Below are 25,145 nucleotides of genomic sequence, written 5' to 3' on the forward strand. Positions count from 1 at the left end.
CGACGTGCGTGTAACAGCGGTTAGCGGGGCCTCGGGGAGCGGAAGACCCCCGGCATGAACCAGAACACCCCCATCACCCCCCGGCCCCTCCTCCTCACCTCCGACCGGCTGCGGGCCGCGCTGGCCCACACCCGGGGCTCCGAGGCGATGATCACCGGGCTCGCCGCGCTCGCCCTGCACCGCTTCTCCTCCGCTCCCCCGCTGCCCGCCCTGGGCCGGATCGACGTCCTCGTCCCCCGCACCCGCCGGCTGCGCTCCACCGCCGACGTCCGGGTCGTGCGCGGCCACGACCTGCCCGTCCCGGTACAGCTCGACGGCGTTCCCGTCGCGCCGGTCGCGCGGGCCCTCGCCGACACGGTGTCCTGCCTCACCGACGCGACCACCGTGCGCCGGCTGCTCACCGAGGCCGTGCGCGGAGGCCACTGCGAACCCAGCACGGTGGTACGGGAGTTGAACCGCGCGCGACTGCTCAACCGGCCGCACGTGGTGGACGCCGTCGACTCGCTCCTCGCCGAGGGCCGGAGCATCGCCGAGGAGCGGCTGTACGAGATGGTGCGGGAGTTCGGGCTGCCGGACCCGCTGTGGAACGTGGACCTGAGGCTGCCGGGCGGCCCGCACCTCGGCGGCCTGGACGCCTACTGGCCGGACCAGGCGGTGGCCGTGGAGCTGGACACCCGGGCGCCCCGGCAGGACGACGACGCGCTGTGGTCGGAGTACACCCGGAAACGCGAGCACCTGGAGCGGCTCGGCATCACGGTCGTCCACATCACCCCGCGCAAGCTGCGCGAGGCGATGGACCAGCAGGCCACCGTGGTCCGTACGGCCCTGATGGCCGCGCCGGACCGGCAGCCCGCCGCCTACGTCGTCGTCCTGCCCCGGTGACGTACCGCTACTTTCCGCAGAACTCGGCCTCGACGACGGTCTGGCTCTCGCCCGCCCAGTCCGCGTTGAAGTTCATGGCGAGCGAGTGCTCGCCGTCCCGGGTGGTGGCGGCCATCGAGGAGGAGCCGTGGATGCCCCCGCCGTGGCCCCACACCTCCTTTCCGCAGCTCAACTTCGTCTGCTGGAGCCCGAGGCCGTAGAAGAACTCGGGGTGCTCCGCGCCGACGGGCACCGTTCGCGTCATCTCGCGCATCTCCGCCTTCGGCAGCAGCTTCCCCTTGAACAAGGCCCGGTAGAACGTCTGCAGATCGTTGGAGTCGGAGATCATCTCGCCCGCCGCGTAGGCGAGGGACGGGTTCAGTTCGGTGACGTCGTGGACCGTCGTCGCATCCGGATCGAACGAGAGCTTCGAGTACGCGCGTGAACTCGGCTGCGGCATCGTCACCTTCGTCCCCGGGACGCTCGTGGCCCGCAGCTTCAGCGGCTTGATGACCCGTCGCTCGACCTCCTTGCCGTACGGGCGGCCCGCCACCTTCTCGATCACCATCCCGGCCAGGACGTAGTTGGTGTTGGAGTACGTCCAGGCGGTGCCGGGGGCGAAGTCCGGCTCGTGGGTCATGGCGATCGCGACGAGCTGCTCCGGGGTCCAGGTGTCGTAGCGGTTCTGGAGGAACTCCGGGCCGAAGACCTTCTGCTGGAAGCCGGGGTCGGACGTGACGTCGTAGATGCCGCTGGTGTGGTTGAGGAGCTGGCGCACGGTGACCTTCCGGCCGTCGTGGCCGTTGCCCCGGACCACGCCCGGGAGCCACTTCTCGACCGGGTCGTCGAGGTCGAGGCGGCCCTCGGCCTGGAGCTGGAGGAGGACGGTGGCCACGAAGGTCTTGGTGATCGAGCCGACCCGGTAGCGGTCCTGGCCGCCGCGCTCGCCTGCCGTCCCGGTCCAGCCGGCGCGGCCGGTCCGGGCCTGGGCGACGGCCCCGGGCACCCCCTGCGCGACCGCGGCGTCGAGAGCCCGCTGGGTGGCGGTGTGGTCGGGCTTCTTCGGCGTGGTCGCGGCGACGGCGGGCGCGGCGAGCGCTCCGGCGGTGAGCGCGGCCGCGGCGGTGGCGGCTGTCGCGGCGAGGAGGGTGCGGGCGAAGCGTACGGATGTCATGCGGGTCCCCTGTTCGAGTGCGGTACGACGGGTGTACTGCGGTCGCGAGAGGGGACTCCGGAGGCGCGGCGGAGGGTTGAGCGGGGCTGCTCCGGTTGAGCGAGTTTCAGCCGTTCGCCGGATCGGCGAGGTGGGAGCGGCCGACGGGTGGGCGTTCGCGCCACAACTGCAGGCCGATGTCGACGAGTTCGACGCGGGTGAGGCCGGGGACGGAGGCGATCGGGTGCCAGGCGGCGAGGTCGGTGGAGCCGCCGGTCTCGTTGCGCAGGGAGCCGCCGGTGATCCGGGATTCGTAGATGATCCGCAGGCCCTGGAAGTCGCCGGGACCTCCGAGCCTGCGGAGCCACCCGCGCCGGATGGAGTCGATGCCGAGCAGGGCGACCGGCTCGGTCAGATAGCCGGTCTCCTCCTCGACCTCGCGGACGACGGTGTCGACCGGCTCCTCGCCGTGGTCCATCCCGCCACCGGGCAGGGTCCACCGCTTGGCGCCCGCGCTGTCGACCCAGCGCGCGAGGAGCACCTCGTCGTCACGGACACACACGGCGTAGGCCGCCACCCTCAACTCCTGTTTCATGGAATGAGGTTAGAACCTCCCGGCCGTCGCGGCGGGCGTCATTCCGGGTCCTGGGGCAGGGGTGGGTTGGCGGGGGAGAACTCGGGGGCCGACCAGCGCAGGGGGCTCGCGGACGGGGTCTCGACGATCCGCTCGACACGGAACCGGGTGGTACGGCTGCCGTCCTCGCCGTACGCGGTCCGTGCCGTGCCGGAGAGCTGGAGCGTGGTGCCGGTCCGCCAGTCGAGGAAGAGCAGGCCCGCGCGGTCGTCGGACTCCAGGTTGCCCAGGGTCAGGAACATCGCGTTGCCGGGGTAGTCCTGCCAGCTCAGTTCGGTGGGTGTCTCGACCCGCACGAAACCGGGGAGGCCGCCTCGGTGGCTCGCGTCCGTGCCGTCGGGGGCGGTGGTCGCGATGAAGAAGGTGTCGGCGGCCCTGACGAACGCCTCCTGGGCGGGGGTGAGGGAGGTGCCGTGGAGCGGAGTGCCGGGCGGGGTGGTGAGGTCGGGCGCGTACAGCTCGCGCTTCTGGATGTACTTGGGGCAGTTGGAGAAGACCTGCTCCGCCTCGACGGTGAAGCCGCGGGCGCTGGGGCGGGCGATGCCGTTGAGGCGCATGCGGCGGCGGGTGCGGGGGTCGAGGGCGATCGTCCCGACGGGTGCGGGCCCGGGGGCGGGGGCCGGGGCCGCCACGGAGATCGTGTGCGGTCCGGTCGCCCGGGCGAAGCCGGGGGCGCCGGTCAGGAGGGTGCTCCAGAGCCGGCCGTCGCCGTCCGCGGCGGCGAGCACCAGCATGGGCTGGAGTTCGAGGAAGGCGGCGGCGACGGGGCGGATGCCGTTGGTGATGGAGCGGCTGATGTGGGCGGCGGCTTCGCGGACGCCTACGCGGTCCTGGACCGCGCGGGAGCCTGCGTTGTAGGCGGCGTCCATGGCGCTGGGGTCCTTTCCTGTGCGGGGCCGGGGGGAACGGGGGGGCGGGCCCTTGCGCGGGCAGCGCGTTCGTGGGGTTGTGCCCACCCTCCCCCAAGCTCTCGGCTTCGCTCGAGCAGGGGGGACCCCCATCGCCCAGCGGAACGATTGCCCACAACGGGGGGGCGGGTTGTTTGGCTAGAAGAAGCCGCAGGTGGGGGCGCCCTCCGTAGGGGCGTGGGTGCCCTCCGCGCCGGTGGGGGCGAAGATCTCCAGGCGGGTGCCGTCCGGGTCGTGGAAGAAGATGCCGCCCGAGGCGCCGCCCTCGGAGTGGGGGACCACGCCCTCGTAGGCGAAGTCCGTGCCGCGCGCCTTCAGGGCCTCCTCCGCCGCCTTGACCTGGTCGATCGACTCGACCTCCCACGCCAGGTGGTGCAGGCCCGCGCGGCCGGAGGCGTACGCGTCCTCCGCCTGCTGCCAGAGCGTGAGGACCAGCCGGCCGCCCTGCCCCAGGAAGGCGTACCGCCTTCCCTCCTCCTTGCCCTCGCCGAGCACCTCGAAGCCGAGCACCTCTGCGTAGAACCCGAGCGAGCGCTCCAGGTCCGTGACGTTGAGTCCGACGTGGTTGGTCTTCAGCGTTCCGATCGCCGACATGGCGATTCCCCTCTCCTTGAACGTTTACTAACCTCTGACAGCGACTTTAGAGGTTAGAGAGGCACTCTGCAACCGGTCACGTAATCTTGAGGGGTTAGTTACGCGAGGAGGGTGCCCGCCATGACCGTTTCCGACCCGCGGCCTCTGGTCGGCGAGCCCGTCTCCCTCGACCTGCTCAACACCCGCTGGATGATGGACGGCGTACGCCAGGACCTGCTCACCGACACCGGCGGGCTGGCCGTCTGGCTCCGCGCCAACGGGCTCGACGCGCGCTTCGCCGCCGACGCGGCCACCCTCCGCCACACGCTCACCGCCCGTGACGCGCTGGGCGGTCTGGTCGACCGGCCCGGCGATCCCGACGCCGTCGCCCACCTCGACGCCGTCCTCGGCCACGGCCGCATCCGCGCCACCCTCACCACCGAGGGTCCGGGCGAGCTCGCCGAGTTCGCGGACCTCGCCTGGGGCCCCGGCTGGACCGCCGCCCGCGACTACCTCGACCTGCTGCGCACCGCACCCGACCGCATCCGGTCCTGCGCCCACGAGGCGTGCATCCTCCACTTCTTCGACACCTCGCGGAACGGCACCCGGCGCTGGTGCTCGATGGCGATCTGCGGCAACCGGGCCAAGGCCTCCCGCCACTACGCCCGTACAAAGGACAACTAACTGGCGGTAAGTGGCAGTCGGGTCGCCCCGTTTCGCGGTATTACGTTCTCCGTGGCGTATCGCGCCCGGTGGCGGATGTGTGCCACGGCCGCATCCCGCCGTTTCCAACCCTCCACAAACCCCTGTCACTTGCGAAAGGCTGAGCGGTCATCCGGCACCGGAATCCGGACCCTCTTCTTTCACAAACAGGGATGTAAATGACCACCCCCGAAACCCAGAGCTCCATATCCGGGCGCTCGACCCCCGGGCACAGACGCGCCGCCCGGATCGCCGCCGCCGCGGGACTCGTGACCGCGCTCATCGCGGGCGGCGCCGCCCCGGTCCTGGCCGCCGACGACCCGGCGACCACTCCCCCGGTCAAGTCCTCCGACTCCGCCGACAAGCTCGGCCCGACCGACGCCCAGCGCCTCACCGAGGCCGAGGCGTCCGGCGAGAAGAACGTCACGATCCTCGTGGCCACCGCCCCCGGCGCCACCGAGCAGGTCGCCGGCCAGCTCGACGCCGTCCAGGGCGCCTCGGTCGGCAAGCGGAACGACAAGCTCGGCTACGTCCGCGCCACGGTCCCGACCGCGAAGGCGGAGGCCGCCATCAAGGCGGCCACCAAGCTCTCCTCCGTCCAGTCGATCGACCTCCAGGCCGAGATCAAGCTGGACGACCCGACCCCGGACGCGGGCACCACCGGCGCCGTCGAGGGCACGACCGTCTCCACGACGTACCCGGCCCCGGGCAAGAACACCCCGGCGAAGAACCCGTACAACCCGTCCCACGAGACGGGCGCGGTCGAATTCGTCGAGGACAACCCGCGCGCCGACGGCCGCGGTGTGACCATCGGCATCCTCGACTCCGGTGTCGACCTCGGCCACCCGGCGCTGCAGAAGACCACCACCGGCGAGCGCAAGATCGTCGACTGGGTCACGGCCACCGACCCGCTGGCCGAGGGCGACGCCACCTGGCGCGCCCAGATCACCCCGGTCGCCGGCCCGGTCTTCACCGCCTCCTCGCAGTCCTGGAAGGCGCCCGAGGGCTCCTACCAGTTCAGCCGCTTCAACGAGGCGATCACCGCGGGCGGCGACCCGGCCGGTGACATCAACCGCGACGGCGACACGGCCGACCTCTTCGGCATGCTGTACGACCCGGCCGCCGGCACCGTCCGCGTCGACACCGACCAGGACAACGACTTCACGGACAACGCGCCGATGAAGCCGTACAAGGACGGGTACCAGATCGGCTACTTCGGTACCGACAACCCGGCCACCGAGGTCGTCGAGAAGACGCCGTTCGTCGTCGAGATCCGCAAGGACGTGGCGATGGACCCGCTCGGCGGGACCTGGGTCGGCAAGAAGGCCGACTTCGTCAACATCGGCATCGTCGAGTCCTCCCACGGCACGCACGTCGCCGGCATCACCGCCGCCAAGGGCCTCTTCGGCGGCCGGATGAACGGCGCGGCGCCCGGCGCGAAGATCGTCTCCTCGCGCGCCTGCACGTGGACCGGCGGCTGCACCAACACCGCCCTCACCGAGGGCATGACGGACCTCGTCGTCAACCGTGGCGTCGACATCGTCAACATGTCGATCGGCGGTCTGCCCGCGCAGAACGACGGCGACAACGTCCGCGCCCGTCTCTACACGCGGCTGATCGACCAGTACGGCGTGCAGCTGATCATCTCGGCCGGCAACTCCGGTCCGGGCATCAACACGATCGGCGACCCCGGCCTGGCCGACAAGGTCGTCTCGGTCGGCGCGGCGATCTCCCAGTCGACCTGGGCCGCCAACTACGGCTCGGCCGTCACCAAGCCGTACGCGATGTTCCCCTTCTCCTCGCGCGGCCCGCGTGAGGACGGCGGCTTCACCCCGACCATCACCGGTCCGGGCTCGGCCGTGAACACCATCCCGACCTGGCAGGCCGGCGCCGGTGTCGCCGAGTCCGGCTACGCGCTGCCCGCCGGTTACGGCATGCTCAACGGCACGTCGATGTCCTCCCCGCAGGTCGCGGGCGCGAGCGCGCTGCTGCTCTCGGCCGCCAAGCAGAAGCGGATCGAGCTCGACCCGCTGACCCTGCGCACCGCGCTCACCTCGACCGCCCAGCGGATCCCCGGTGTCGCGGCCCACGAGCAGGGCTCGGGTCTCATCGACATCGAGGAGGCCTGGGAGTCGATCAAGGACGGCGCCACCGCCCACGACTACAAGGTCCAGGCCCCGGTCGACACCGCGATCTTCCCGGCCCCGCACACCGGCACCGGTGTGTACGACCGTGAGGGCGGCCTCAAGGTCGGCCAGAAGAAGGTCTACGACGTCACCATCACGCGCACGAACGGCCCGAACCGGCCGATCGAGCACGAGCTGGAGCTGAAGTACAACGACGGCACCTTCCGGATCCTCGGCGACGACGAGATCGACCTGCCGCTGAACTCCCCGGTCACCGTCAAGCTCCAGGCCAAGCCCACCACCGCCGGTGTGCACAGCGTGATCCTGGAGGCCGACGACGACCGCACCGAGGGCGTCGACAAGCAGATCCTCGCCACCTCGGTCGTCGCGACCGACCTGGCCGCGCCCGGCTTCGGCCTCTCCGCGTCCGGCTCGGTCCAGCGCAACAGCCACAAGTCCTACTTCGTGAACGTCCCGGCCGGCGCCAAGACCCTCGAGGTCGCCCTCGGCGGTCTGAAGGAGAAGAGCCAGACCCGGTTCATCGCGATCCACCCGTACGGCGTGGCCTTCGAGTCCACCGCGTCGAACGTCTGCTACCCGCACTACAACCCGGGCAACGGCTGCCGCGCGGACCTGCGTTCGTACGCCAACCCCACCCCGGGCGTCTGGGAGATCGAGGTCGAGTCGCGGCGCACCTCGCCCGACCTGGACAACCCGTACAAGCTGGACGTCTCGGTGCTCGGCGCCGACTTCGACCCGGCCACGCAGACCGTCGCCGAGGCGAAGGTCGGCACCCCGGCCCCCGTCCAGTGGACCGTCACCAACAAGTTCGCCGCCATCGAGGGCAAGCTGAAGGGTGGCTCGCTCGGCTCGGCCAAGGTCGAGACGCCGACGATCAAGCACCACGAGCAGCAGATCAAGACCGTCACCATCGGTGAGGGTGTCGAGCGGCTCGACGTGGCGATCGGGAACACCTCCGACAAGGCCGCCGACCTGGACCTCACGGTCCTGCTCGACGGCAAGCAGGTCGGACAGGCCGCCGACGGCGACTCGGAAGAGGCCGTCTCGCTGGTCAAGCCGGCCGCCGGCACGTACACGGTCGTGATCGACGGCTACTCGGTGCAGGCCGAGGGCGGTACGACCTACGACTACAAGGACGTGTACTACTCGGCCGCGCTCGGCAGCGTCCAGGTCGACTCGGCCAAGAGCTACCCGCTGGCCAACGGCGGGACCGCCACGGTCGGCGCCGAGGTGGTCGTCGCCGGTGCCGCGCCCGAGGGCCGGCAGTTCTTCGGCGAGGTCCAGCTGCTGAACGCGCGCGGCACGGCCGCGGGCGCCGGCAGCGTCGTGATCGGCAAGGTCACTCCGTAACACCGCAGGACCAGTGAGGGGCGGGCGCCGAAACCGGTGCCCGCCCCTTTCGCGTCCCGGTCCTCGGACAATGGATTGGACAAGGCGGGCCCGGACATACGCATCATGGATGCAGCAGCCTGCACAAACGTACGGAGGAGTCCCCGTGAAGGTCGGAATCGTCGGAGCCACCGGTCAGGTCGGCACAGTCATGCGCAGGATCCTGGCCGAGCGGAAGTTCCCTGTCGAGGAGCTGCGGCTCTTCGCCTCCGCCCGCTCCGCCGGCACCGTCGTGGACGGGATCACGGTCGAGGACGCCTCCACGGCCGACTACACCGGTCTCGACATCGTCCTGTTCTCCGCCGGTGGCGCCACCTCCAAGGCCCTCGCCGAGAAGGTCGCCTCCCAGGGCGCCGTCGTGATCGACAACTCCTCCGCCTGGCGCCGCGACCCCGAGGTCCCCCTCGTCGTGTCCGAGGTCAACCCGCACGCGATCAAGGACCGCCCCAAGGGCATCATCGCCAACCCGAACTGCACCACGATGGCCGCGATGCCGGTCCTCAAGCCGCTCCACCAGGAGGCCGGCCTGACCGCGCTCGTCGCCACGACCTACCAGGCCGTCTCCGGCTCGGGTGTCGCCGGCGTGGCGGAGCTGCGCACCCAGGCGTGCGCCGTGGCCGAGAACGCCGACCAGCTGGCGTTCGACGGTGAGGCCGTGGAGTTCCCCGAGCCGGCCGTCTACAAGCGTCCGATCGCCTTCAACGTCGTCCCGCTGGCCGGTTCGATCGTCGACGACGGCACGTTCGAGACCGACGAGGAGCAGAAGCTCCGCAACGAGTCCCGCAAGATCCTGGAGATCCCCGAGCTGAAGGTCTCCGGCACCTGTGTGCGCGTCCCGGTCTTCTCCGGCCACTCGCTCCAGGTCAACGTGCGTTTCGAGCGTCCGATCAGCGTCGAGCGCGCGTACGAGCTGCTCAAGGACGCCGAGGGCGTCGAGCTCTCCGAGATCCCGACCCCGCTCCAGGCGGCCGGCAAGGACGCGTCGTACGTGGGCCGCATCCGGGTGGACGAGACCGTGGACAACGGTCTGGCGCTCTTCCTCTCCAACGACAACCTGCGCAAGGGCGCCGCGCTGAACGCGGTGCAGATCGCGGAGCTGGTCGCGGCGGAGCTGAAGGGCTGACGCCCTCGCGTACGGGAAGGGGCGGCGGTCCGGGAGGGCGGCCGCCCCTTCGGCGTCCCGTGGCCACGGTCCGACAGTATTCGGTCAACGCGTTCGACGCCGGGCCTCCGGGTGACAGGATCCGAGCATGACCCAGCTGTCCCAGGGCGCCGACGCCCCGGTCCCCACCGAGGCCCTCCAGGTCGCCGTCGCCTGGCGGACCGTTCCCGGCGCGCCCGACGTGGACGTCTCCGCCCTGCTGCTCGACGGTGGCGGGCGGGTGCGCGGGGACGGGGACCTCGTCTTCTACCACCACGTCGCGCACCCTTCCGGCGCGGTACGGCACCTGGGGAAGTCGGCGCCGGGGGCCCCCGGGAGCACGGCGGCGGACTGGCTGTGGCTGGACCTCGCGCGCGTGGAGCCCGCGATCGGGCGGATCGTGGTCGCCGCCTCGGCGGACGGCGGGGCTTTCGGGCGGGTACCCGGCGTGGACCTCCAGGTCACCGATCCGACGGGCGCGCCGGTCGCGTACGTCGCGATCAAGGACGCGACGAGCGAGACGGCGTTCGTCCTCGGCGAGTTCTACCGGCGGGAGGGCGGCTGGCGGTTCCGCGCGGTGGGGCAGGGGTACGCCTCCGGTCTCGCGGGGCTCGCGACGGATTTCGGCATCGTTGTCGAGCCGCCGCCCGCCCCTATCCCCGGCCCGGGATACGTGCCCCCGTCCGCCCCGATCCGTGGCCCGGGTCACGTACCGCCCCCTCCCTCGCCTCCCGCACCGTCCTACGGCGCCCTCGTCGCCGACCGGTTCTCCCCCTCCTTCCGGCCCTCCGTCCACCAGGGGCGCGGCAAGGAGACCGTGCACTGCGATCCGGCGATCCCCCCGGGCTGGGCGCTGCTCGAGATCGAGTCGTACCACTCGATCTCCACCACCATCGAGTCCTGCGACGCCCGCGGCCGCGCCGAGGGCTTCCTGCTCATGGCGTACGAGGACGACGTCCGGGCCCGTACCGTCGCCCTCGTCCCGCCGGACCGGCCGCTGACGCTGCGGGTCGAGGCGGACACCCCATGGACCCTGCGGGTCCTGCCCCTCACCCACGCCCGTCACTTCGACAGCCACATCGAGGGCCACGCCCACGACCTCGTCGTCTACGACGGGCCGCCCGGTGTCCTCGACTTCCTGCACCACGGCGAGTCCCCCTTCACCGTCCACCAGCACACCCCGCCGAAGGAGCCGCAGTACGACGCGGAGGACCAGGAACTGCTCGTCGACGAGATCGGCGAGGTCCGCGTCAGCGCCCCCGTACCCGGTCCCGGGCTGCTGCGGATCAGCGGCGACGGCCCGTGGAAATGTGCGGTGCGGCGCTGAGGTACGGCGTGGAAGGATGGCCCAAACGTCACGAAACCGAGGAGTTGACCGGGTGCCTGGCACAAACCTGACCCGCGAAGAGGCGCAGCAGCGGGCGAAGCTGCTCACCGTGGACGCGTACGAGGTCGAACTGGACCTCTCCGGTGCGCAGGAGGGCGGCACCTACCGGTCCGTCACCACCGTCCGCTTCGATTCCGCCGAGGCGAACGCCGAGACCTTCATCGACCTCGTCGCCCCGGCCGTGCACGAGGCGGTGCTCAACGGCCACGCGCTGGACGTCGCGGCCGTCTTCCGGGACTCGCGGATCGCCCTGAAGCACCTGAAGCAGGGCGCCAACGAGCTGAGGGTCGTCGCCGACTGCGCGTACACCAACACCGGTGAGGGTCTGCACCGCTTCGTCGACCCGGTCGACGAGCAGGCGTACCTGTACACCCAGTTCGAGGTGCCGGACGCCCGCCGCGTCTTCGCCTCCTTCGAGCAGCCGGACCTGAAGGCGATCTTCCAGTTCACCGTGAAGGCGCCGAGCGGCTGGACGGTGATCTCCAACTCGCCGACGCCGGAGCCCAAGGACGACGTGTGGGTCTTCGAGCCCACCCCCCGGATCTCCACGTACATCACGGCGCTGATCGCCGGCCCGTACCACTCGGTGCACTCGACCTACGAGAAGGACGGGCAGACCGTCCCGCTCGGCATCTACTGCCGTCCCTCGCTGGCCGAGTACCTTGACGCGGACCACATCTTCGACGTCACGCGCCAGGGCTTCGACTGGTTCCAGGAGAAGTTCGCGTACGACTATCCCTTCGCCAAGTACGACCAGCTCTTCGTGCCGGAGTTCAACGCGGGCGCGATGGAGAACGCGGGCGCGGTCACCATCCGCGACCAGTACGTCTTCCGCTCGAAGGTGACGGACGCGGCGTACGAGCGCCGGGCCGAGACGATCCTGCACGAGCTCGCGCACATGTGGTTCGGCGACCTGGTCACCATGGAGTGGTGGAACGACCTGTGGCTGAACGAGTCGTTCGCGACCTTCACCTCGGTCGCCTGCCAGGCCTCCGTGCCGGGCACCCGCTGGCCGAACGCCTGGACGACCTTCGCCAACGCGGAGAAGACCTGGGCGTACCGCCAGGACCAGCTGCCGTCCACGCACCCGATCATGGCCGAGATCAACGATCTCGAGGACGTGCTGGTCAACTTCGACGGCATCACCTACGCCAAGGGCGCCTCGGTCCTCAAGCAGCTGGTGGCCTACGTCGGCCAGGACGAGTTCTTCAAGGGCGTCCAGGCGTACTTCAAGGCGCACGCCTTCGGCAACACGCGGCTCACCGACCTGCTCGGCGCGCTGGAGGAGACCTCCGGCCGTGACCTGAAGGCCTGGTCGAAGCTGTGGCTGGAGACGGCCGGCATCAACATCCTCCGCCCGGAGATCGAGACCGACGAGAACGGTGCCATCACCTCCTTCGCGGTCAAGCAGGAGGCCCCGGCGCTGCCCGTCGGCGCCAAGGGCGAGTCGACGCTCCGTCCGCACCGGATCGCGATCGGCTTCTACGACCTGGACGCGACGGGCAGGCTGGTCCGCACCGACCGTCTCGAGCTGGACATCGAGGCGGCCGAGCTGACCGCCGTACCGCAGCTGGCGGGCAAGGCCCGTCCGGCGGTCGTCCTGCTCAACGACGACGACCTGTCGTACGCCAAGGTCCGGCTCGACGAGGTGTCGCTGAAGAACGTGACCGCGCACCTCGGGGACTTCGCCGAGTCGCTGCCGCGCGCGCTGTGCTGGTCCGCTGCCTGGGACATGACCCGCGACGGCGAGCTGGCGACGCGCGACTACCTGGACCTGGTCCTCTCCGGCATCGCCAAGGAGAGCGACATCGGTGTGGTGCAGTCGCTGCAGGGTCAGGTGAAGGCGGCCCTGGAGCTGTACGCGGCGCCGGAGTGGCGTGAGGCCGGGCTGACCCGCTGGACCGACGCGACGCTGGCGCACCTGCGCGCGGCCGAGCCGGCGAGCGACCACCAGCTGGCGTGGGCGCGGGCCTTCGCCGCGACGGCCCGGACGCCGCAGCAGCTGGACCTGCTCGCGGCCCTTCTGGAGGGCGGCGAGACGATCGAGGGCCTGGCCGTCGACACCGAGCTGCGCTGGGCGTTCGTGCAACGGCTCGCGGCGACCGGCGTCTTCGACGAGCAGGAGATCGCGGCCGAGCTGGAGCGGGACCGTACGGCGGCGGGCGAGCGGCACGCGGCGACCGCGCGGGCGGCGCGTCCGACCGAGGCGGCCAAGGCCGAGGCGTGGGCGTCGGTCGTGGAGTCCGACAAGCTGGCGAACGCCGTGCAGGAGGCGGTGATCGGCGGCTTCGTCCAGACCGACCAGCGTGAGCTGCTCGCTCCGTACACGGCGAAGTACTTCGCCTCGATCAAGGGCATCTCGGAGACCCGGAGCCACGAGATGATCCAGCAGATCGTGGTCGGGCTGTACCCGACGATCCAGGTCTCGCAGGAGACCCTGGACGCCACGGACGCCTGGATCGCGGAGAACAAGCCGGCTCCGGCGCTGAAGCGCCTGGTGACGGAGTGCCGGGCGGGCGTCGAGCGCGCCCTGAAGGCGCAGGCGGCGGACGCGGCCGCCGCGTAGGCAGCTGACAGCTGACAGAACGAAGGGGCACCCTCCCCCACGGAGGTGCCCCTTCGTCCGTTCGAGTCCGCTCGGCGGGCGGGCGTCGGTGCGCGGCCGCCCGCCGGGCGGAAACCTTCCGTCAGCCGCCGAGCGCCGCGTGGCGGGCGCGCAGGTCGGCCGCGCCCTGCTCCGTCAGCGCGCCGTGCAGGCGCATCCGGGCGACACCGCCGTCGGGGAAGGCGTCCAGGCGGACGTGGGTGACGACGGCCTGGGCCGGAAGCTTGAAGCGGTGCAGGGTGTCGGGCTGGAGCTTGGTCCGGGGGATGATCTCGAACCACTCGCCGTTCTCGCCGTTGCGGCCCTGGAGCGCGATCCAGCCGGCCGAGTTGCCCTTGAGGTAGGCGGTGTCGATCTCGACGGCCCGTACGGCGCCCTGGGCGGCGAGCCGGAAGCGCACCCAGTCGTTGGTGCCCCGGACCCGGCGGCGGCGGTTCTCCCAGCCGTCGTCCATCTTGCGGGAGGTGCCAGGCAGGATGATCTGGGTCGGCGAGGAGTAGAACTTGTCCGACGCGTCCTCGTAGACGCCTCCGTTGAGTACGGAGATGAGGTCGAGGGTGCCGAGCAGCTCCAGCCACTCCGGGTCGGCCACGACCTCGCCGTGGACGCGCAGTCGCGCGATGCCGCCGTCGGGGTGCTGGCAGACCCGGACGTGGGTGAAGCGGCGCTCGACATCGATCTCGAAGCCGTTGGCGGCGTGGCCGCGCACGGGCGTGGGCGGGACGAGCTCCTCCCACTTCACGTCGTCGGCGAGCAGCTGCTCGGGGCTGGGCGAGCCTTCCACGGCGGCGGCCTGGATCGACACCCGCTGCGGGTAGTTGCCGCGGAAGTGGGCGGTGTCGACGATGATGCCGCGGATCACGCCGGGGGCGCCGAGGCGGACGATCGCCCAGTCGTGGTCCTCGGGGGCGGGGAAGACGTTCTCGGCGTCGGCGCCACGGCGGCGGCGGGTCTCCCAGCCGTCCATGATCTTGCCCTTGTGGCCGAAGTGCTCCGGGTCGAAGACGGCGCGCTCGCGGACGAGGAGGTTCTCGCGCTCGGCGAAGAACTCGTCGTTCGCGGCGACGACACCGGCGCCGAGGCGGCGGTCGGCCAGGTCGACCAGCTCGGTGAACGGGAAGTCACCGGTGCGGTAGTCGGCGTACGGGTCGCCACCGCCGTAGGGGGCTGCGTCGTTGGCGTGCGGGTCGGCGTTCTCGTCGAAGCTCATGCACCGACTGTGCGCCCTGGACCAGGAGCGGGTCCATCGAATGTTTTCGACAGATACTTTCAGCTGAGCTGAACGATCAAGCGGTGTTACTGCACGGTCTCGCGCTGGACCGCCGCCTGCCGGAGGGCGGCGAGGACCCGGGCGACGGCGGGGCCCTCCTCCGCGCCGCGCCGGACCGCCGCGACGACATGGCGGCGCGGCTGGTCGGCGGAGAGGACCCGCATGACGATCCCCCGCTCACCGCGCCGCTCGGCGGAGGCCATCCGGGGCACGAGGGCGACGCCCATCCCGGCCTCGACCATGGCGAGGATGGCGGTCCAGCCGGCGGCGCTGTGGGCCTGTTCGGGGACGAACCCGGCGGCCTCGCAGGCGGCGGTGGTGATCTCGGACCAGGGGCCCGAGCCGCCGAAGATCCAGGGCTCGGCGGAGAGGTCGGCGAGCCGGAGGCCGGGTGCGTCGGCGAGCGGATGCCCGGCGGGCAGGGCGACGTCGAGCGGGTCGGCGAGGAGCGGCACGCGGCTGAACTTGGGGTCGCGCGCGGAGGGGGCGTGGGCGGCGAGCGACAGCGCCAGGTCGACGTCGCCGGTGCCGAGGAGTTCGTACGCCTCCGCCGCCTCGGCCTCGCGGATCTTGACGTCGAGCCCGGGGTGGGCGGCGCGGAGCTGCTGCACGGCGGGGACGACGAGCGCGGGCACGGCGGTGGAGAACGCGGCCACCCGCACCTGCCCGGCCTCGCCGCGCAGATAGCCGTCCAGTTCGGCGTCGGCCCGCTCCAGTTGGGCGAAGACGACCTCGGCGTGCCGCAGCACGAGATGCGCGGCGTCGGTGAGCCGCACCCGCCGCCCCTGCGCCTCCAGGAGCTGCACGCCGAGCTGCTTGGCGAGGTTGGTGAGCTGCTGGGAGACGGCCGAGGGGGTCATGAGCAGCGCCTCCGCGGTCGCGGTGACGGTGCCGCGATCACGGAGGGTACGGAGGATCTGGAGCTTCCTGATGTCCCACTCGGTCATGGAGCGCAACCTACCGGGGCTCACCTCCCCCGGGCGCTGGCCAGTGCCACGCCGCCCAGGATGAGGGCCATGCAGGCGCCGCCCAGGATCCCCAGTTCCTCGCCGAGGAGGGCGTACGAGAGCAGGGCCACGCAGACCGGCTGGAGGTAGTAGACGGCTCCGGCGCGGGCCGCGCCGATCAGGGCGATGGCCTTGTTCCAGGCGAAGAAGGCGACGGCGGAGGAGAGGACGCCGACGTAGACCAGCGGGCCGACGGTGCCGACCGTGGGGTCGAAGCCGCCCTGGGTGGCGAGGCTGACGGCGTAGGCCGGGAGCAGCATCAGGGCGCCGAGGACGAAGGTGGTGAAGAGGAAGGCCAGGCCGCCCAGTTCGGCGGGGCGGCGCTTGAGCAGGGCGCTGTACGAGGCGAAGCTGACCGCCGCCGCCAGCATCCACAGGTCGCCCGCGGTGAGCCGGGTGGGCAGGGCGCCGTCGCCGACCAGGAGCAGCACGCCGGCGCAGGCGATCAGCATGCCGGCCACCCGGCGGGCACCGAGCCGGGCGCCGCCGAGCCGTTCGTACACCGCCATGAGGACCGGGGAGGCGGCCATGATCATGCCCATGTTGCCGGCGGAGGTGGTGAGTCCGGCCTGGTTGACCAGGGTGTTGTAGACGGTGACGCCGAGCAGCGCGGCCAGGGTGACGAAGCCGAGGTGACGGCGGATCAGCGCGCGCTGCCGCCAGGTCTCGCGGACGGCGAAGGGCGCGACGGCGAGGATCGCGACGATCCAGCGCCAGAACGCGGCCTGCACGGGCGGGACGGAGTCGTGCAGGGCGCGGGAGGCGACGAAGCTGCCGGACCAGACGACCGTGGCGACGAGCGCGAGGAGCAGCCCCACGCCCGCGCCCCGCGCGAGGGTGCGCGGGGCGGCGGCGGTGAGGCGGGTGGTACGGACGTGGTCCAGGAGCGCCACGGTGATCCCTTCTGTCGGTGTGGCCTCTACCGTCGCACCGAGGAAACCTCCAGGTCCATCGAAACTTTTCGAGTGATTCGTTCAGTTGAACTGAACGTTTTCCTGGGGCTCAGCTGGCCCACCAGGGTGGCGCCGAAGGCGATCGTCATACCGATCAGCTGCACCGGACCCAGCGCCTGCCCGAGGGCCGCCCAGCCGACGACGGCCGCGGTGATCGGCGACAGCGGGCCGAGGAGGGTCACCGAGGAGGCGCTCAGCCGCTCGATGCCGCGGAACCAGAGGAAGTAGGAGATCGCGGTGTTGCCGAGGGCGAGGTAGCCGTAGCCGAGGAGATGGGTGGAGTCCAGGGCCGGTGGGGCGCCCTCGACGAGCGCGGCGATCGGCAGGATGACCAGGCCGCCCGCGGTGAGCTGCCAGCCGGTGAGCGCCAGCGCGCCGACCCCCTCGGGCCTGCCCCAGCGCTTGGTGAGGACGGTGCCGGCCGACATCGACAGCGCCGAGAGGAGACCGGCGAGCACGCCGACCAGGTCGAGGGCGGCGCCCGCCTTCAGGACGACGAGGCTGACGCCGAAGGCGGCGGCGACGGCGGTGAGCAGGGACCGCACGGTCGGCCGGTCGCCGAGGGCGAGCGCGGCCAGGCCGACGACGAAGAGCGGACCGACGGAGCCGACGACCGCCGCGACCCCGCCGGGCAGCCGGTACGCCGCGAGGAAGAGGAGCGGGAAGAAGGCGCCGATGTTGAGCGCCCCGAGGACCGCGGCCTTCCACCACCACGCGCCCTGCGGCAGCTTGCGGGTGACGGCGAGCAGCAGCAGCCCGGCGGGCAGCGCGCGCATCAGGCCGGTGAAGAGCGGCCGGTCGGGCGGGAGGAACTCGGTGGTGACGAAGTAGGTGGAGCCCCAGGAGATCGGGGCGAGCGCGGTCAGGGCGACGACGGCGGCCTTACGGGACATGGGAGGTCCCCCCTTGGTTCGAAGCGTGGTTCGAAGCGTTGACCCGGAGCGTTCCGAGCAGCTCGTTGGTAAGTAGCTTAGCAGTAAGCTACTTACCGGCAAGAGGCTTCCTCGTGAGATGCTTACTTCATGGAGAGCAGCGAAGCCCCGGCGCACGACGCCGTCGACGCCATCACCGACCAGTGGGCGGCCGTCCGCCCCGACCTGGACACGCTTCCGATGGCCGTCTTCGGGCGGATCTACCGGCTGGCGGCGGCCATGCGCGGCCGCGTCGACAAGGCGTACGCGCCCTACGGGGGCATGTCGCTCGGGGAGTTCGACGTGCTGGCGACCCTGCGCCGCTCGGGCGAGCCCTACACCCTCTCGCCGCGCGAGCTCACCGCGACGCTGATGATCACCACCGGTGGGATGACGGGCCGGCTGGACAAGCTGGAGAAGGCGGGGCTGCTCAGCCGCAGCCCCGACCCGAACGACCGGCGCGGGCTGCGGGTGACGCTCAGCGAGCGCGGCATGGAGCTGGTGGACCAGGCGGTCGGCGCCGGTCTCGCGCAGCAGCGGGAGGCGCTGGAGGCCGCGCTCACGCCCGAGGAGGCGGAGCAGCTGGCGGGGCTGCTGCGCAAGCTCCTCGCGACGACGGTGGTGTGAACGGGCCCTCAAGGCCGCGCGTGTTGTCGGAGCCCTTCTCGCCGCCGTCGGTCAGCGCGACCGACGAGCGACAGCCCGTCGAACTCGGCGAACCCGACGCCCTCCCGGACACACGCGAGGGCGCCGCGCCGGTACTCATGTACCGGTGCGGCGCCCTCGTGAAGCGATGGGGCCTCAGGCCTTCTTGGACTTGTCGAGCACCATCACGAGACCGGCGATCACCAGGAACAGCACGATCGGCGCGGCGACGTACAGGCCGAGGGTCTCGACGACACTCAGCTTGGGGGCCGGGTCGTCACCGTCGTCGCGGGTCAGCGCGAGCGCGGGAGACGACATGAGCAGCATCATCAGCGTCGTACCGGCCGCGACAGCACCGGCGCGCAGGGCGTTCTTCTTGTCCACGGTGCAAACGTAGCGAACACCTAAACAGCCCGCGCGTCCGGGGGTGCCGTACGGACGCCCCCCGGGGATCGGAGCACCGCGAGCAGGCGGTGGGCCCGGGGCGAGGCGGCCAGCTCCTCCAGGGTCATCGGCTGGCCCTCCGGGCCCGCCACCGGCAGCCGCCAGTTGGGGTACTGGTCCCAGGTCCCCGGCAGGTTCTGCGGCCGCCGGTCCCCCACCGCGTCGGGCAGCCACACCCCGACCATCGTGGCCGGCGTCCGCAGCAGGAACCGGTGGACGGCCCGGATCTCGGCCTCCTCGTCGCCCGGGCCCTCCGGCAGCAGCCCGAGCCGCTCCAGGTACGTCAGCCAGTCGCCGACCTCCGCCGCGTCCCGGGCGCGCTCGGGCCCCAGCTCGCCGGTGAGCAGCCCGAGCCGGTGGCGCAGGGTGACATGGTCGCCGGAGAGCCGGGCGGCGGTGGAGGGCAGGTCGTGCGTGGTGGCCGTGGCCACGCAGTCGGTGCGCCACTCCTCGGGGGCCAGCGGGCGGCCCGTGCCCGACCAGTCCCGTTCGAACCAGAGCACGGACGTGCCGAGCACCCCGCGCCGCGCGAGCTGTTCACGGACGCCTGGCTCGACCGTGCCGAGGTCCTCGCCGATGACGACCGCGCCGGCCCGGTGGGCCTCCAGGGCGAGGACGGCGAGCATCGCCTCGGAGTCGTAACGGACATACGTTCCCTCGGTGGGTTCGAGGCCCTCGGGGACCCACCAGAGCCGGAACAGACCCATCACGTGGTCGATCCGCAGGGCGCCCGCGTGCCGCACGAGCTCCCGCAGGAGACCGCGGTAGGGGGCGTAGCCGGAGGCGGCGAGGGCGTCGGGGCGCCACGGCGGCAGACCCCAGTCCTGGCCGCGCGCGTTGAAGGCGTCCGGCGGGGCGCCGACCGACATGCCGGCGGCGAACGCGTCCTGCTGCGCCCAGGCGTCGGAGCCGTCGGGATGGACGCCGACCGCGAGGTCGTGGACGATCCCGACCGCCATCCCGGCCTCCCGCGCGGCCGCGCTCGCGGCGGCCAGCTGGCGGTCCGTCAGCCAGACCAACCGGCAGTGGAAGTCGACCCGGGCCGACAGCTCGTCGTCGGCGCGGACGACCGCGGCGGCCGAGCGCGGGTCGCGCAGCTCCTCGGGCCAGGACCGCCAGTGGTGCCCGTGCCGCTCGGCGAGGGCGCAGTAGGTGGCGTGGTCCTCCAGGGCGCGGCCGCGCTCGGCGAGGAAGTCGCGGTACTCGGCGCGCCGGCCGGGCCCGAGCTCCACCGTCGCCACGAGCTCCAGGGCGCGCCGCTTGACCTCCCACACCGCGTCCCGGTCGATCAACGCGCCCTTGCGCAGCACGCGTTCGCGCAGCTCGGCGGCGTCCGCCCCGATCGCGTCCAGCTCGTCGCGGTACCGGGGGCCCACGAAGTCGTACTCCGGCACGTCCTCGATCCGCAGATGGACGGGGTCGGGGAAGCGGCGGGAGGACGGGCGGTACGGGGACGGGTCGGTGGGCGCCCCGGGCACGGCCGCGTGCAGCGGATTGACCTGGACGAACCCGGCACCGTGCGTCCGGCCCGCCCAGCTGGCGAGTTCGCGCAGGTCGCCGAGGTCGCCCATGCCCCAGGAGCGGGTGGAGAGGACCGAGTACAGCTGGGCGAGCAGCCCGAAGGCCCGCCGCTCGGGCCGGGGCACGCGCGCCGGGGCGACGATCAGCGTGCCGGTGCCGGCGCGCCCGTCGGGGGCGACCGCCTCGACCCGGTGGACGCCGAGCGGCAGCCCGTCCCAGCCGGGCCCCTCCACCAGCTCGCCCGACTCGGTCGTCACGCGCAGCCGCGTGCCGGACGGAAGGCCCTCGGGCGGGCGGACGGGGCCGTCCTGCCACCGCACCAGCGTGGGCGGCAGCAGCCGGGCCTGCTCGGCGAGCCGCGCCGCCTCCAGTGCGGCGTCGACCGCCTCGGGCGTACCGGCGTCGACGTCGAGGGCGGCGAGCACGGCCACGACCGTGGCGTCGGGCACCTGGACGGTGACGCCCGCGGACGGCTCGTACGCGGTGGCGACGCCATGGAGGGCGGCGAGGCGGGCCAGGGTCACTTCACACTCCAGAGGTCTGGTCGGTGGCGGACGCGACCGGCGGCCCGGCGGCCCGGGGTCACACTCCGGGGTACTCCGTGCCGCCCGTGTTCCACGGGGCGGTGGGTTCGCTGGTGAGCGGGGCCGCCGAGGTGAGGGGCGGCTCGCTGGTGAGGGGCAGGGCGTCGGCGAGCGGCGGCTCGCTGGTCAGCGGTGCGGCGTCGGCGAGGGGCGGCTCGCTGGTGAGCGGCCCCTGTTTAGGTACGGGTATCTCGGTGGTGTGGGGGGTGATCACGGTCACGGTGGTTCTCCCGGCTTCGTCTCGACAGGTGGAACGACCAAGCCCTACCCACCGCACCCCGTTTTACCGGCGCGAGTGAGGTGAACGACGCCACCTCGCCGAAAGCCCGGTGGGCAAACCCGACACATCGGCCACCCGCATTGACACCCGCGCCGGGCGGGTGGTGGGCTCGTGACCCACTCGTGACCCACCGGTAGCCCCGCGCGGCCCCCAGCGGCCACGTCACAGGCGACGGAGAGGAGTTCCCGTGCACCTCGGGCGCAGGAAGCGGACGGCGACGGCCGTGGCCGCCGCGGTGATCGGCGGGCTCCTCGGCGGCGGGCTGACCGGCGCCGCCCAGGCCGCCCCGGTCTCCCCCGTCACCACCCCCGACGTGCCGCAGAGTCCGGCGGAGCCGTCCGTGTGGCCGCGCCCGCAGTCCCTGCGGGTCAGCGGTCCGGCCGTGCCGCTCGGTGCCGAGGTGACGCTGCTCGCGGACCCGGACGCCGACCCGTACGCCGTCGCCGCGCTGCGCGAGGTGCTCGAGGAGTCGGGCGTACGGGCCGTCCACACGACCCTGCCGGGTGGCGGGACCGTGTTCCGCGTGGGCTCCGCCGCCTCCCGGGACGCCCTGCGGGCGCTGCGCGTGGCCGAGCGGGACGACCTGCCGCGCGGGGGCTACCGGCTCGCGACGGGCCGTTTCCAGGGCCGTGACACCGTCGCCCTGGACGGCGTCGGCACGGACGGGCTCTTCCACGGCGTCCAGACGCTCCGCCAGCTGATCGCCGGGCAGGGGGAGCAGGGCGGCGACCCGCGGCGGATCCCCGGTGTCGTCGTCCGCGACTGGCCCGGCACCGCCGTACGCGGCCTCACCGAGGGCTTCTACGGCCGCCCCTGGAGCCACGACCAGCGGCTCGCCCAGCTCGACTTCATGGGCCGCACCAAGCAGAACCGGTACCTCTACGCGCCCGGCGACGACCCCTACCGCCAGACGCAGTGGCGCGACCCCTACCCCGCCGAGCAGCGCGCCGAGTTCCGCGCGCTCGCCGAGCGGGCCCGCGCCAACCACGTGACCCTCGCCTGGGCCGTGGCGCCCGCCCAGTCCATGTGCCTGGCCTCGGACGACGACGTGAAGGCGCTCACGCGCAAGATCGACGCGATGTGGGCCCTCGGGGTGCGCTCCTTCCAGCTTCAGTTCCAGGACGTCAGTTACAGCGAGTGGCACTGCGCGAAGGACAGGCGCGCCTTCGGGCGCGGACCCGAGGCGGGCGCGGCCGCCCACGCGCGCGTGGCGAACGCGGTGGCCCGGCACCTGGCCGACTGCCACCCGGGCGCGGAGCCGCTGACGCTGATGCCGACGGAGTACTACCAGGACGGCGCCACCGCGTACCGCACGGCGCTCGCGGCGGGCCTCGACGACCGGGTGCAGGTCGCCTGGACCGGCGTCGGCGCCGTCCCGCGCACGATCACCGGGCGCGAACTGGCCGGCGCCCGCCACGCGCTGGGCCACCCCCTGGTCACGATGGACAACTACCCGGTCAACGACTACGCCCAGGACCGGCTCTTCCTCGGCCCCGCGACGGGCCGCGAGCCGGCCGTGGCGGCCGGCTCGGCCGCGTTCCTCGCCAACGCCATGGAGCAGCCGGCGGCCTCCCGTATCCCGCTGTTCACCGCCGCCGACTACGCCTGGAACCCGAAGGGCTACCGACCCCAGGAGTCCTGGCGGGCCGCCGTCGACGACCTGGCCGGCCCGAACCCGGCCGCCCGTGAGGCGCTGCGGGCGCTGGCCGGAAACGACGCCTCCTCACTCCTCGACCCGGCGGGCGAGTCGGCGTACCTGAAGCCCCTGATGACCGCGTTCTGGAACACGCGTACATCCCCCGACAAGGCGGTACGGGAGAAGGCGGCGCGCGAGCTGCGCGCGGCGTTCACCGTGATGCGGGAGGCGCCGCGCCGGCTGTCCGCGACCGCCGACGGTGCCCTGGACGACGAGGTACGGCCCTGGCTGGAGCAGCTGTCGCGCTACGGCCTGGCGGGCGAGACGGCGGTCGACATGCTGCTCGCCCAGGCCCGTGGCGACGGCGCGGCGGCCTGGCAGTCCCAGCTGCGGCTGGAGCCCCTGCGCGAGGCGGTGCAGGCGAGCGAGGCGACCGTCGGCGCCGGCGTCCTCGACCCCTTCCTCACGCGGGCGGTGTCGGAGGCGGCGGCCTGGACGGGCGCCGACCGCGACCGCCGGGCCGGGCGGGCGGCCGACCTGGACGTGGACGTCGAGCCGGAGGCGTACACCGTGCGCCTGGACCGCTCACGGCCCGTGGACACCGTGACCGTGATGACGGAGCCCGGTTCGGGCGACTCCGCGCGCGTGGAGGCGTACGTCCCCGGCGAGGGCTGGCGTGCGCTCGGCCCGGTCTCCCCGACCGGCTGGACGCAGACGGACCTGAAGGGGCTGCGCGCGGAGGCGGTCCGGATCGTGTGGAACGACGCCGACGGGCACGGCGCCCCCCGGGTGCGCTCCCTCGTGCCGTGGTTCGCGGACGAGCCGCGCGCCGAACTGGAGCTGGCCCGCGCCGAGACGGACGCCGAGATCGGCGGCTCCGCGCAGCGGGTGGACGTCCGGCTGGTGGGCCGGTCCGCCGACGAGGTGCGCGGGGCGCTGACGGCGCGGGCGCCGAAGGGCATCTCGGTGCGGCTGCCCAAGGAGGCCCGGATTCCGCGCGGCACGCGCGCGACGGTGCCGCTCCAGGTGTCGGTCGCGCCGGGCGTGCCCGCGGGCTCCTACGAGGTGCCGGTCTCCTTCGCGGGCGAGGAGCGGGTCCTGACGGTCCGCGCGTTCCCGCGCACCGCGGGCCCGGACCTGGCGCGCACCGCGACGGCCTCCTCCTCGGGCGACGAGACCCCCGACTTCCCGGCGGTCTCCGCCCTGGACGGCGACCCGGCCACCCGCTGGTCGTCCCCGGCCGAGGACGGCGCCTGGTGGCAGCTGGAGCTGACGAGCCCGGCCCGGATAGGACAGGTGGTCCTGCACTGGCAGGACGCGTACGCCTCCCGCTACCGCATCCAGGTCTCCGCGGACGGCCGCACCTGGCGCACGGCGGCGACGGTCACCGACGGCCGGGGCGGGCGCGAGAGCGTCCGCATGGACGCGGCGGACACCCGCTTCCTGCGGGTCCAGGGCGACGCGCGGGCGACGGAGTACGGCTACTCGCTCTGGTCGGTGGAGACGTACGCGGTGGCCCCTCCGGCCACGCCCGCAACGCCGGAGCGGACGGAGCAGCCGGAGCGCCCCGGGCAGCCGTAGGAGGGGCGCCTCCCCGAGGCGCCCCTGACGACGAAGGCCCGGCTCAACCCGTCTTCACGGCCCCCGTGGGGGCGGTGGAGACGGCGTCGATCCGGGCCATCACGTCGTCCGCGCCGTACGGCTGCAAGTACGGCAGCCAGCGCGGGTCCCGGTGTCCGGTCCCGATGATCCGCCAGGCCAGGCCGCTGGGCGGCGCGGGCTGATGGCGCAGCCGCCAGCCCAGGTCGTGCAGGTGGCGGTCGGCCTTGACGTGGTTGCAGCGGCGGCAGGCCGCCACGACGTTCTCCCAGGCGTGCGTGCCCCCGCGGCTGCGCGGAATGACGTGGTCGACGCTGGTTGCGACGCCACCGCAGTACATGCAACGCCCGCCGTCGCGGGCGAAGAGGGCTCTGCGGGTCAGAGGAACGGGCCCCCGGTAGGGGACCCGCACGAACCGCTTCAGCCGGACCACACTGGGTGCGGGGATGACGCGGGTCTCGCTGTGCAGGAAGGCGCCGGACTCCTCGAGGCAGAGTGCCTTGTTCTCGAGGACGAGGACGAGCGCGCGGCGGAGCGGTACGACGCCGAGGGGCTCGTACGACGCGTTGAGGACCAGGACATGCGGCACGGATGCCTCCTAATACGCCGGCGGCGCGTGGCTCGCGCCGGGACGAACTGCTCTCAGTCTCTCCTCATGCCTGGTCGGAACGCCACCACGTACCGGTAACGGGCTGGGAGTGTTCTCGACCACATCGGCATCGTCTCCTGGTACTTCCCCGCGTGAGGTCGGTCTCTCCCTCGAACGGCTCACCAGGAACACACCTTGTGCCCCGT

General features: G+C 72.6%; 20 protein-coding genes. 8 read left to right on the forward strand and 12 right to left on the reverse strand.

Going from position 1 to position 25,145, the window contains the following annotated elements; all coding sequences use genetic code 11:
- The first annotated feature begins 54 nt into the window (after positions 1-54).
- Positions 55-882 (forward strand): hypothetical protein, encoded by an 828-nt coding sequence (locus ACWF79_RS09505; RefSeq protein WP_453727480.1) that lies wholly within the window; start codon positions 55-57, stop codon positions 880-882.
- A gap of 7 nt (positions 883-889) precedes the next feature.
- Here ACWF79_RS09505 and ACWF79_RS09510 read toward each other — a convergent pair whose 3' ends face one another.
- The 4 genes from ACWF79_RS09510 to ACWF79_RS09525 all read right to left on the reverse strand — a co-directional run bounded on the left by ACWF79_RS09510 (position 890) and on the right by ACWF79_RS09525 (position 4,150).
- The gene (locus ACWF79_RS09510) at positions 890-2,035 is read right to left on the reverse strand and encodes a serine hydrolase domain-containing protein (RefSeq protein WP_453727481.1); all 1,146 of its coding nucleotides are present in this window, start codon (positions 2,033-2,035) and stop codon (positions 890-892) included.
- A gap of 106 nt (positions 2,036-2,141) precedes the next feature.
- Positions 2,142-2,609, reverse strand: a complete 468-nt coding sequence (locus ACWF79_RS09515) for an NUDIX hydrolase (RefSeq protein WP_453727482.1) — start codon at positions 2,607-2,609, stop codon at positions 2,142-2,144.
- A gap of 38 nt (positions 2,610-2,647) precedes the next feature.
- Complete coding sequence (locus ACWF79_RS09520; protein WP_453727483.1) at positions 2,648-3,517, reverse strand: pyridoxamine 5'-phosphate oxidase family protein; 870 nt, start codon at positions 3,515-3,517, stop codon at positions 2,648-2,650.
- 177 nt (positions 3,518-3,694) lie between these two features.
- On the reverse strand, positions 3,695-4,150 hold the full coding sequence (locus tag ACWF79_RS09525) for a VOC family protein (RefSeq protein ID WP_453727484.1): 456 nt from the start codon (positions 4,148-4,150) through the stop codon (positions 3,695-3,697).
- Positions 4,151-4,270: 120 nt separating this feature from the next.
- Between ACWF79_RS09525 and ACWF79_RS09530 the strand changes: the two genes are divergently transcribed.
- The 5 genes from ACWF79_RS09530 (at position 4,271) to pepN (ending at position 13,461) form a co-directional block, all read left to right on the forward strand.
- On the forward strand, positions 4,271-4,813 hold the full coding sequence (locus ACWF79_RS09530) for a CGNR zinc finger domain-containing protein (RefSeq protein ID WP_453727485.1): 543 nt from the start codon (positions 4,271-4,273) through the stop codon (positions 4,811-4,813).
- 197 nt (positions 4,814-5,010) lie between these two features.
- Positions 5,011-8,328: a S8 family serine peptidase gene (locus ACWF79_RS09535; protein WP_453727486.1), complete on the forward strand. Its 3,318-nt coding sequence runs from the start codon at positions 5,011-5,013 to the stop codon at positions 8,326-8,328.
- A 145-nt stretch (positions 8,329-8,473) separates the two neighbouring features.
- Positions 8,474-9,490, forward strand: a complete 1,017-nt coding sequence (locus tag ACWF79_RS09540; RefSeq protein ID WP_453727487.1) for an aspartate-semialdehyde dehydrogenase — start codon at positions 8,474-8,476, stop codon at positions 9,488-9,490.
- A gap of 127 nt (positions 9,491-9,617) precedes the next feature.
- Positions 9,618-10,835 (forward strand): TerD family protein, encoded by a 1,218-nt coding sequence (locus tag ACWF79_RS09545; RefSeq protein WP_453727488.1) that lies wholly within the window; start codon positions 9,618-9,620, stop codon positions 10,833-10,835.
- A gap of 52 nt (positions 10,836-10,887) precedes the next feature.
- Entirely contained in the window at positions 10,888-13,461 is a 2,574-nt protein-coding gene (gene pepN / locus ACWF79_RS09550) for an aminopeptidase N (RefSeq protein ID WP_453727489.1), read from the forward strand.
- Between the two features lie 121 nt (positions 13,462-13,582).
- Here the strand turns inward: pepN and alc are convergent, their stop codons facing one another.
- The 4 genes from alc to ACWF79_RS09570 form a co-directional block, all read right to left on the reverse strand.
- Positions 13,583-14,710 carry an allantoicase gene (gene alc, locus ACWF79_RS09555; protein ID WP_453727490.1) on the reverse strand — a complete coding sequence of 376 codons (1,128 nt, stop codon included), beginning with the start codon at positions 14,708-14,710 and terminating at the stop codon, positions 13,583-13,585.
- Between the two features lie 86 nt (positions 14,711-14,796).
- The gene (locus tag ACWF79_RS09560; RefSeq protein ID WP_453727491.1) at positions 14,797-15,717 is read right to left on the reverse strand and encodes a LysR family transcriptional regulator; all 921 of its coding nucleotides are present in this window, start codon (positions 15,715-15,717) and stop codon (positions 14,797-14,799) included.
- Between the two features lie 20 nt (positions 15,718-15,737).
- Positions 15,738-16,670, reverse strand: coding sequence for a DMT family transporter (locus ACWF79_RS09565; RefSeq protein ID WP_453727492.1), 933 nt, complete (start codon positions 16,668-16,670; stop codon positions 15,738-15,740).
- A 26-nt stretch (positions 16,671-16,696) separates the two neighbouring features.
- Positions 16,697-17,623: an EamA family transporter gene (locus ACWF79_RS09570; RefSeq protein WP_453727493.1), complete on the reverse strand. Its 927-nt coding sequence runs from the start codon at positions 17,621-17,623 to the stop codon at positions 16,697-16,699.
- A 129-nt stretch (positions 17,624-17,752) separates the two neighbouring features.
- Here ACWF79_RS09570 and ACWF79_RS09575 point away from each other — a divergent pair, with 129 nt between their 5' ends.
- Positions 17,753-18,268 carry a MarR family winged helix-turn-helix transcriptional regulator gene (locus tag ACWF79_RS09575; protein ID WP_453727494.1) on the forward strand — a complete coding sequence of 172 codons (516 nt, stop codon included), beginning with the start codon at positions 17,753-17,755 and terminating at the stop codon, positions 18,266-18,268.
- A gap of 174 nt (positions 18,269-18,442) precedes the next feature.
- On the opposite strand, the gene ACWF79_RS09580 is transcribed toward ACWF79_RS09575, so the two are convergent.
- From ACWF79_RS09580 to ACWF79_RS09590, 3 genes are read right to left on the reverse strand one after another with little or no spacing between them, the layout of a single operon-like run.
- A complete protein-coding gene (locus tag ACWF79_RS09580; RefSeq protein ID WP_315893271.1) occupies positions 18,443-18,670 on the reverse strand; it encodes a hypothetical protein in 228 nt (75 codons plus the stop codon).
- Positions 18,671-18,690: 20 nt separating this feature from the next.
- The gene (gene malQ, locus ACWF79_RS09585; protein WP_453727495.1) at positions 18,691-20,775 is read right to left on the reverse strand and encodes a 4-alpha-glucanotransferase; all 2,085 of its coding nucleotides are present in this window, start codon (positions 20,773-20,775) and stop codon (positions 18,691-18,693) included.
- A gap of 58 nt (positions 20,776-20,833) precedes the next feature.
- On the reverse strand, positions 20,834-21,055 hold the full coding sequence (locus tag ACWF79_RS09590; protein ID WP_453727496.1) for a hypothetical protein: 222 nt from the start codon (positions 21,053-21,055) through the stop codon (positions 20,834-20,836).
- A gap of 247 nt (positions 21,056-21,302) precedes the next feature.
- On the opposite strand from ACWF79_RS09590, the gene ACWF79_RS09595 reads away from it, so the two are divergent.
- A complete protein-coding gene (locus tag ACWF79_RS09595; RefSeq protein WP_453727497.1) occupies positions 21,303-24,332 on the forward strand; it encodes a beta-N-acetylglucosaminidase domain-containing protein in 3,030 nt (1,009 codons plus the stop codon).
- A gap of 43 nt (positions 24,333-24,375) precedes the next feature.
- Here ACWF79_RS09595 and ACWF79_RS09600 read toward each other — a convergent pair whose 3' ends face one another.
- Entirely contained in the window at positions 24,376-24,939 is a 564-nt protein-coding gene (locus tag ACWF79_RS09600; protein ID WP_315893268.1) for an HNH endonuclease, read from the reverse strand.
- Positions 24,940-25,145: the final 206 nt, after the last annotated feature.

It is taken from the genome of Streptomyces sp. NPDC054975 (assembly GCF_053609105.1).

What these genes read in the sequence shown, in the direction of transcription:
- ACWF79_RS09525 (WP_453727484.1), bottom strand. Translation starts at nt 4,150, where the DNA reads ATGTCGGCGATCGGAACGCTGAAGACCAACCACGTCGGACTCAACGTC.
- ACWF79_RS09515 (WP_453727482.1), bottom strand. Translation starts at nt 2,609, where the DNA reads ATGAAACAGGAGTTGAGGGTGGCGGCCTACGCCGTGTGTGTCCGTGAC.
- ACWF79_RS09575 (WP_453727494.1), top strand. Translation starts at nt 17,753, where the DNA reads ATGGAGAGCAGCGAAGCCCCGGCGCACGACGCCGTCGACGCCATCACC.
- ACWF79_RS09545 (WP_453727488.1), top strand. Translation starts at nt 9,618, where the DNA reads ATGACCCAGCTGTCCCAGGGCGCCGACGCCCCGGTCCCCACCGAGGCC.
- ACWF79_RS09505 (WP_453727480.1), top strand. Translation starts at nt 55, where the DNA reads ATGAACCAGAACACCCCCATCACCCCCCGGCCCCTCCTCCTCACCTCC.
- ACWF79_RS09510 (WP_453727481.1), bottom strand. Translation starts at nt 2,035, where the DNA reads ATGACATCCGTACGCTTCGCCCGCACCCTCCTCGCCGCGACAGCCGCC.
- ACWF79_RS09530 (WP_453727485.1), top strand. Translation starts at nt 4,271, where the DNA reads ATGACCGTTTCCGACCCGCGGCCTCTGGTCGGCGAGCCCGTCTCCCTC.
- ACWF79_RS09570 (WP_453727493.1), bottom strand. Translation starts at nt 17,623, where the DNA reads ATGTCCCGTAAGGCCGCCGTCGTCGCCCTGACCGCGCTCGCCCCGATC.
- ACWF79_RS09520 (WP_453727483.1), bottom strand. Translation starts at nt 3,517, where the DNA reads ATGGACGCCGCCTACAACGCAGGCTCCCGCGCGGTCCAGGACCGCGTA.
- ACWF79_RS09560 (WP_453727491.1), bottom strand. Translation starts at nt 15,717, where the DNA reads ATGACCGAGTGGGACATCAGGAAGCTCCAGATCCTCCGTACCCTCCGT.
- alc (WP_453727490.1), bottom strand. Translation starts at nt 14,710, where the DNA reads ATGAGCTTCGACGAGAACGCCGACCCGCACGCCAACGACGCAGCCCCC.
- ACWF79_RS09535 (WP_453727486.1), top strand. Translation starts at nt 5,011, where the DNA reads ATGACCACCCCCGAAACCCAGAGCTCCATATCCGGGCGCTCGACCCCC.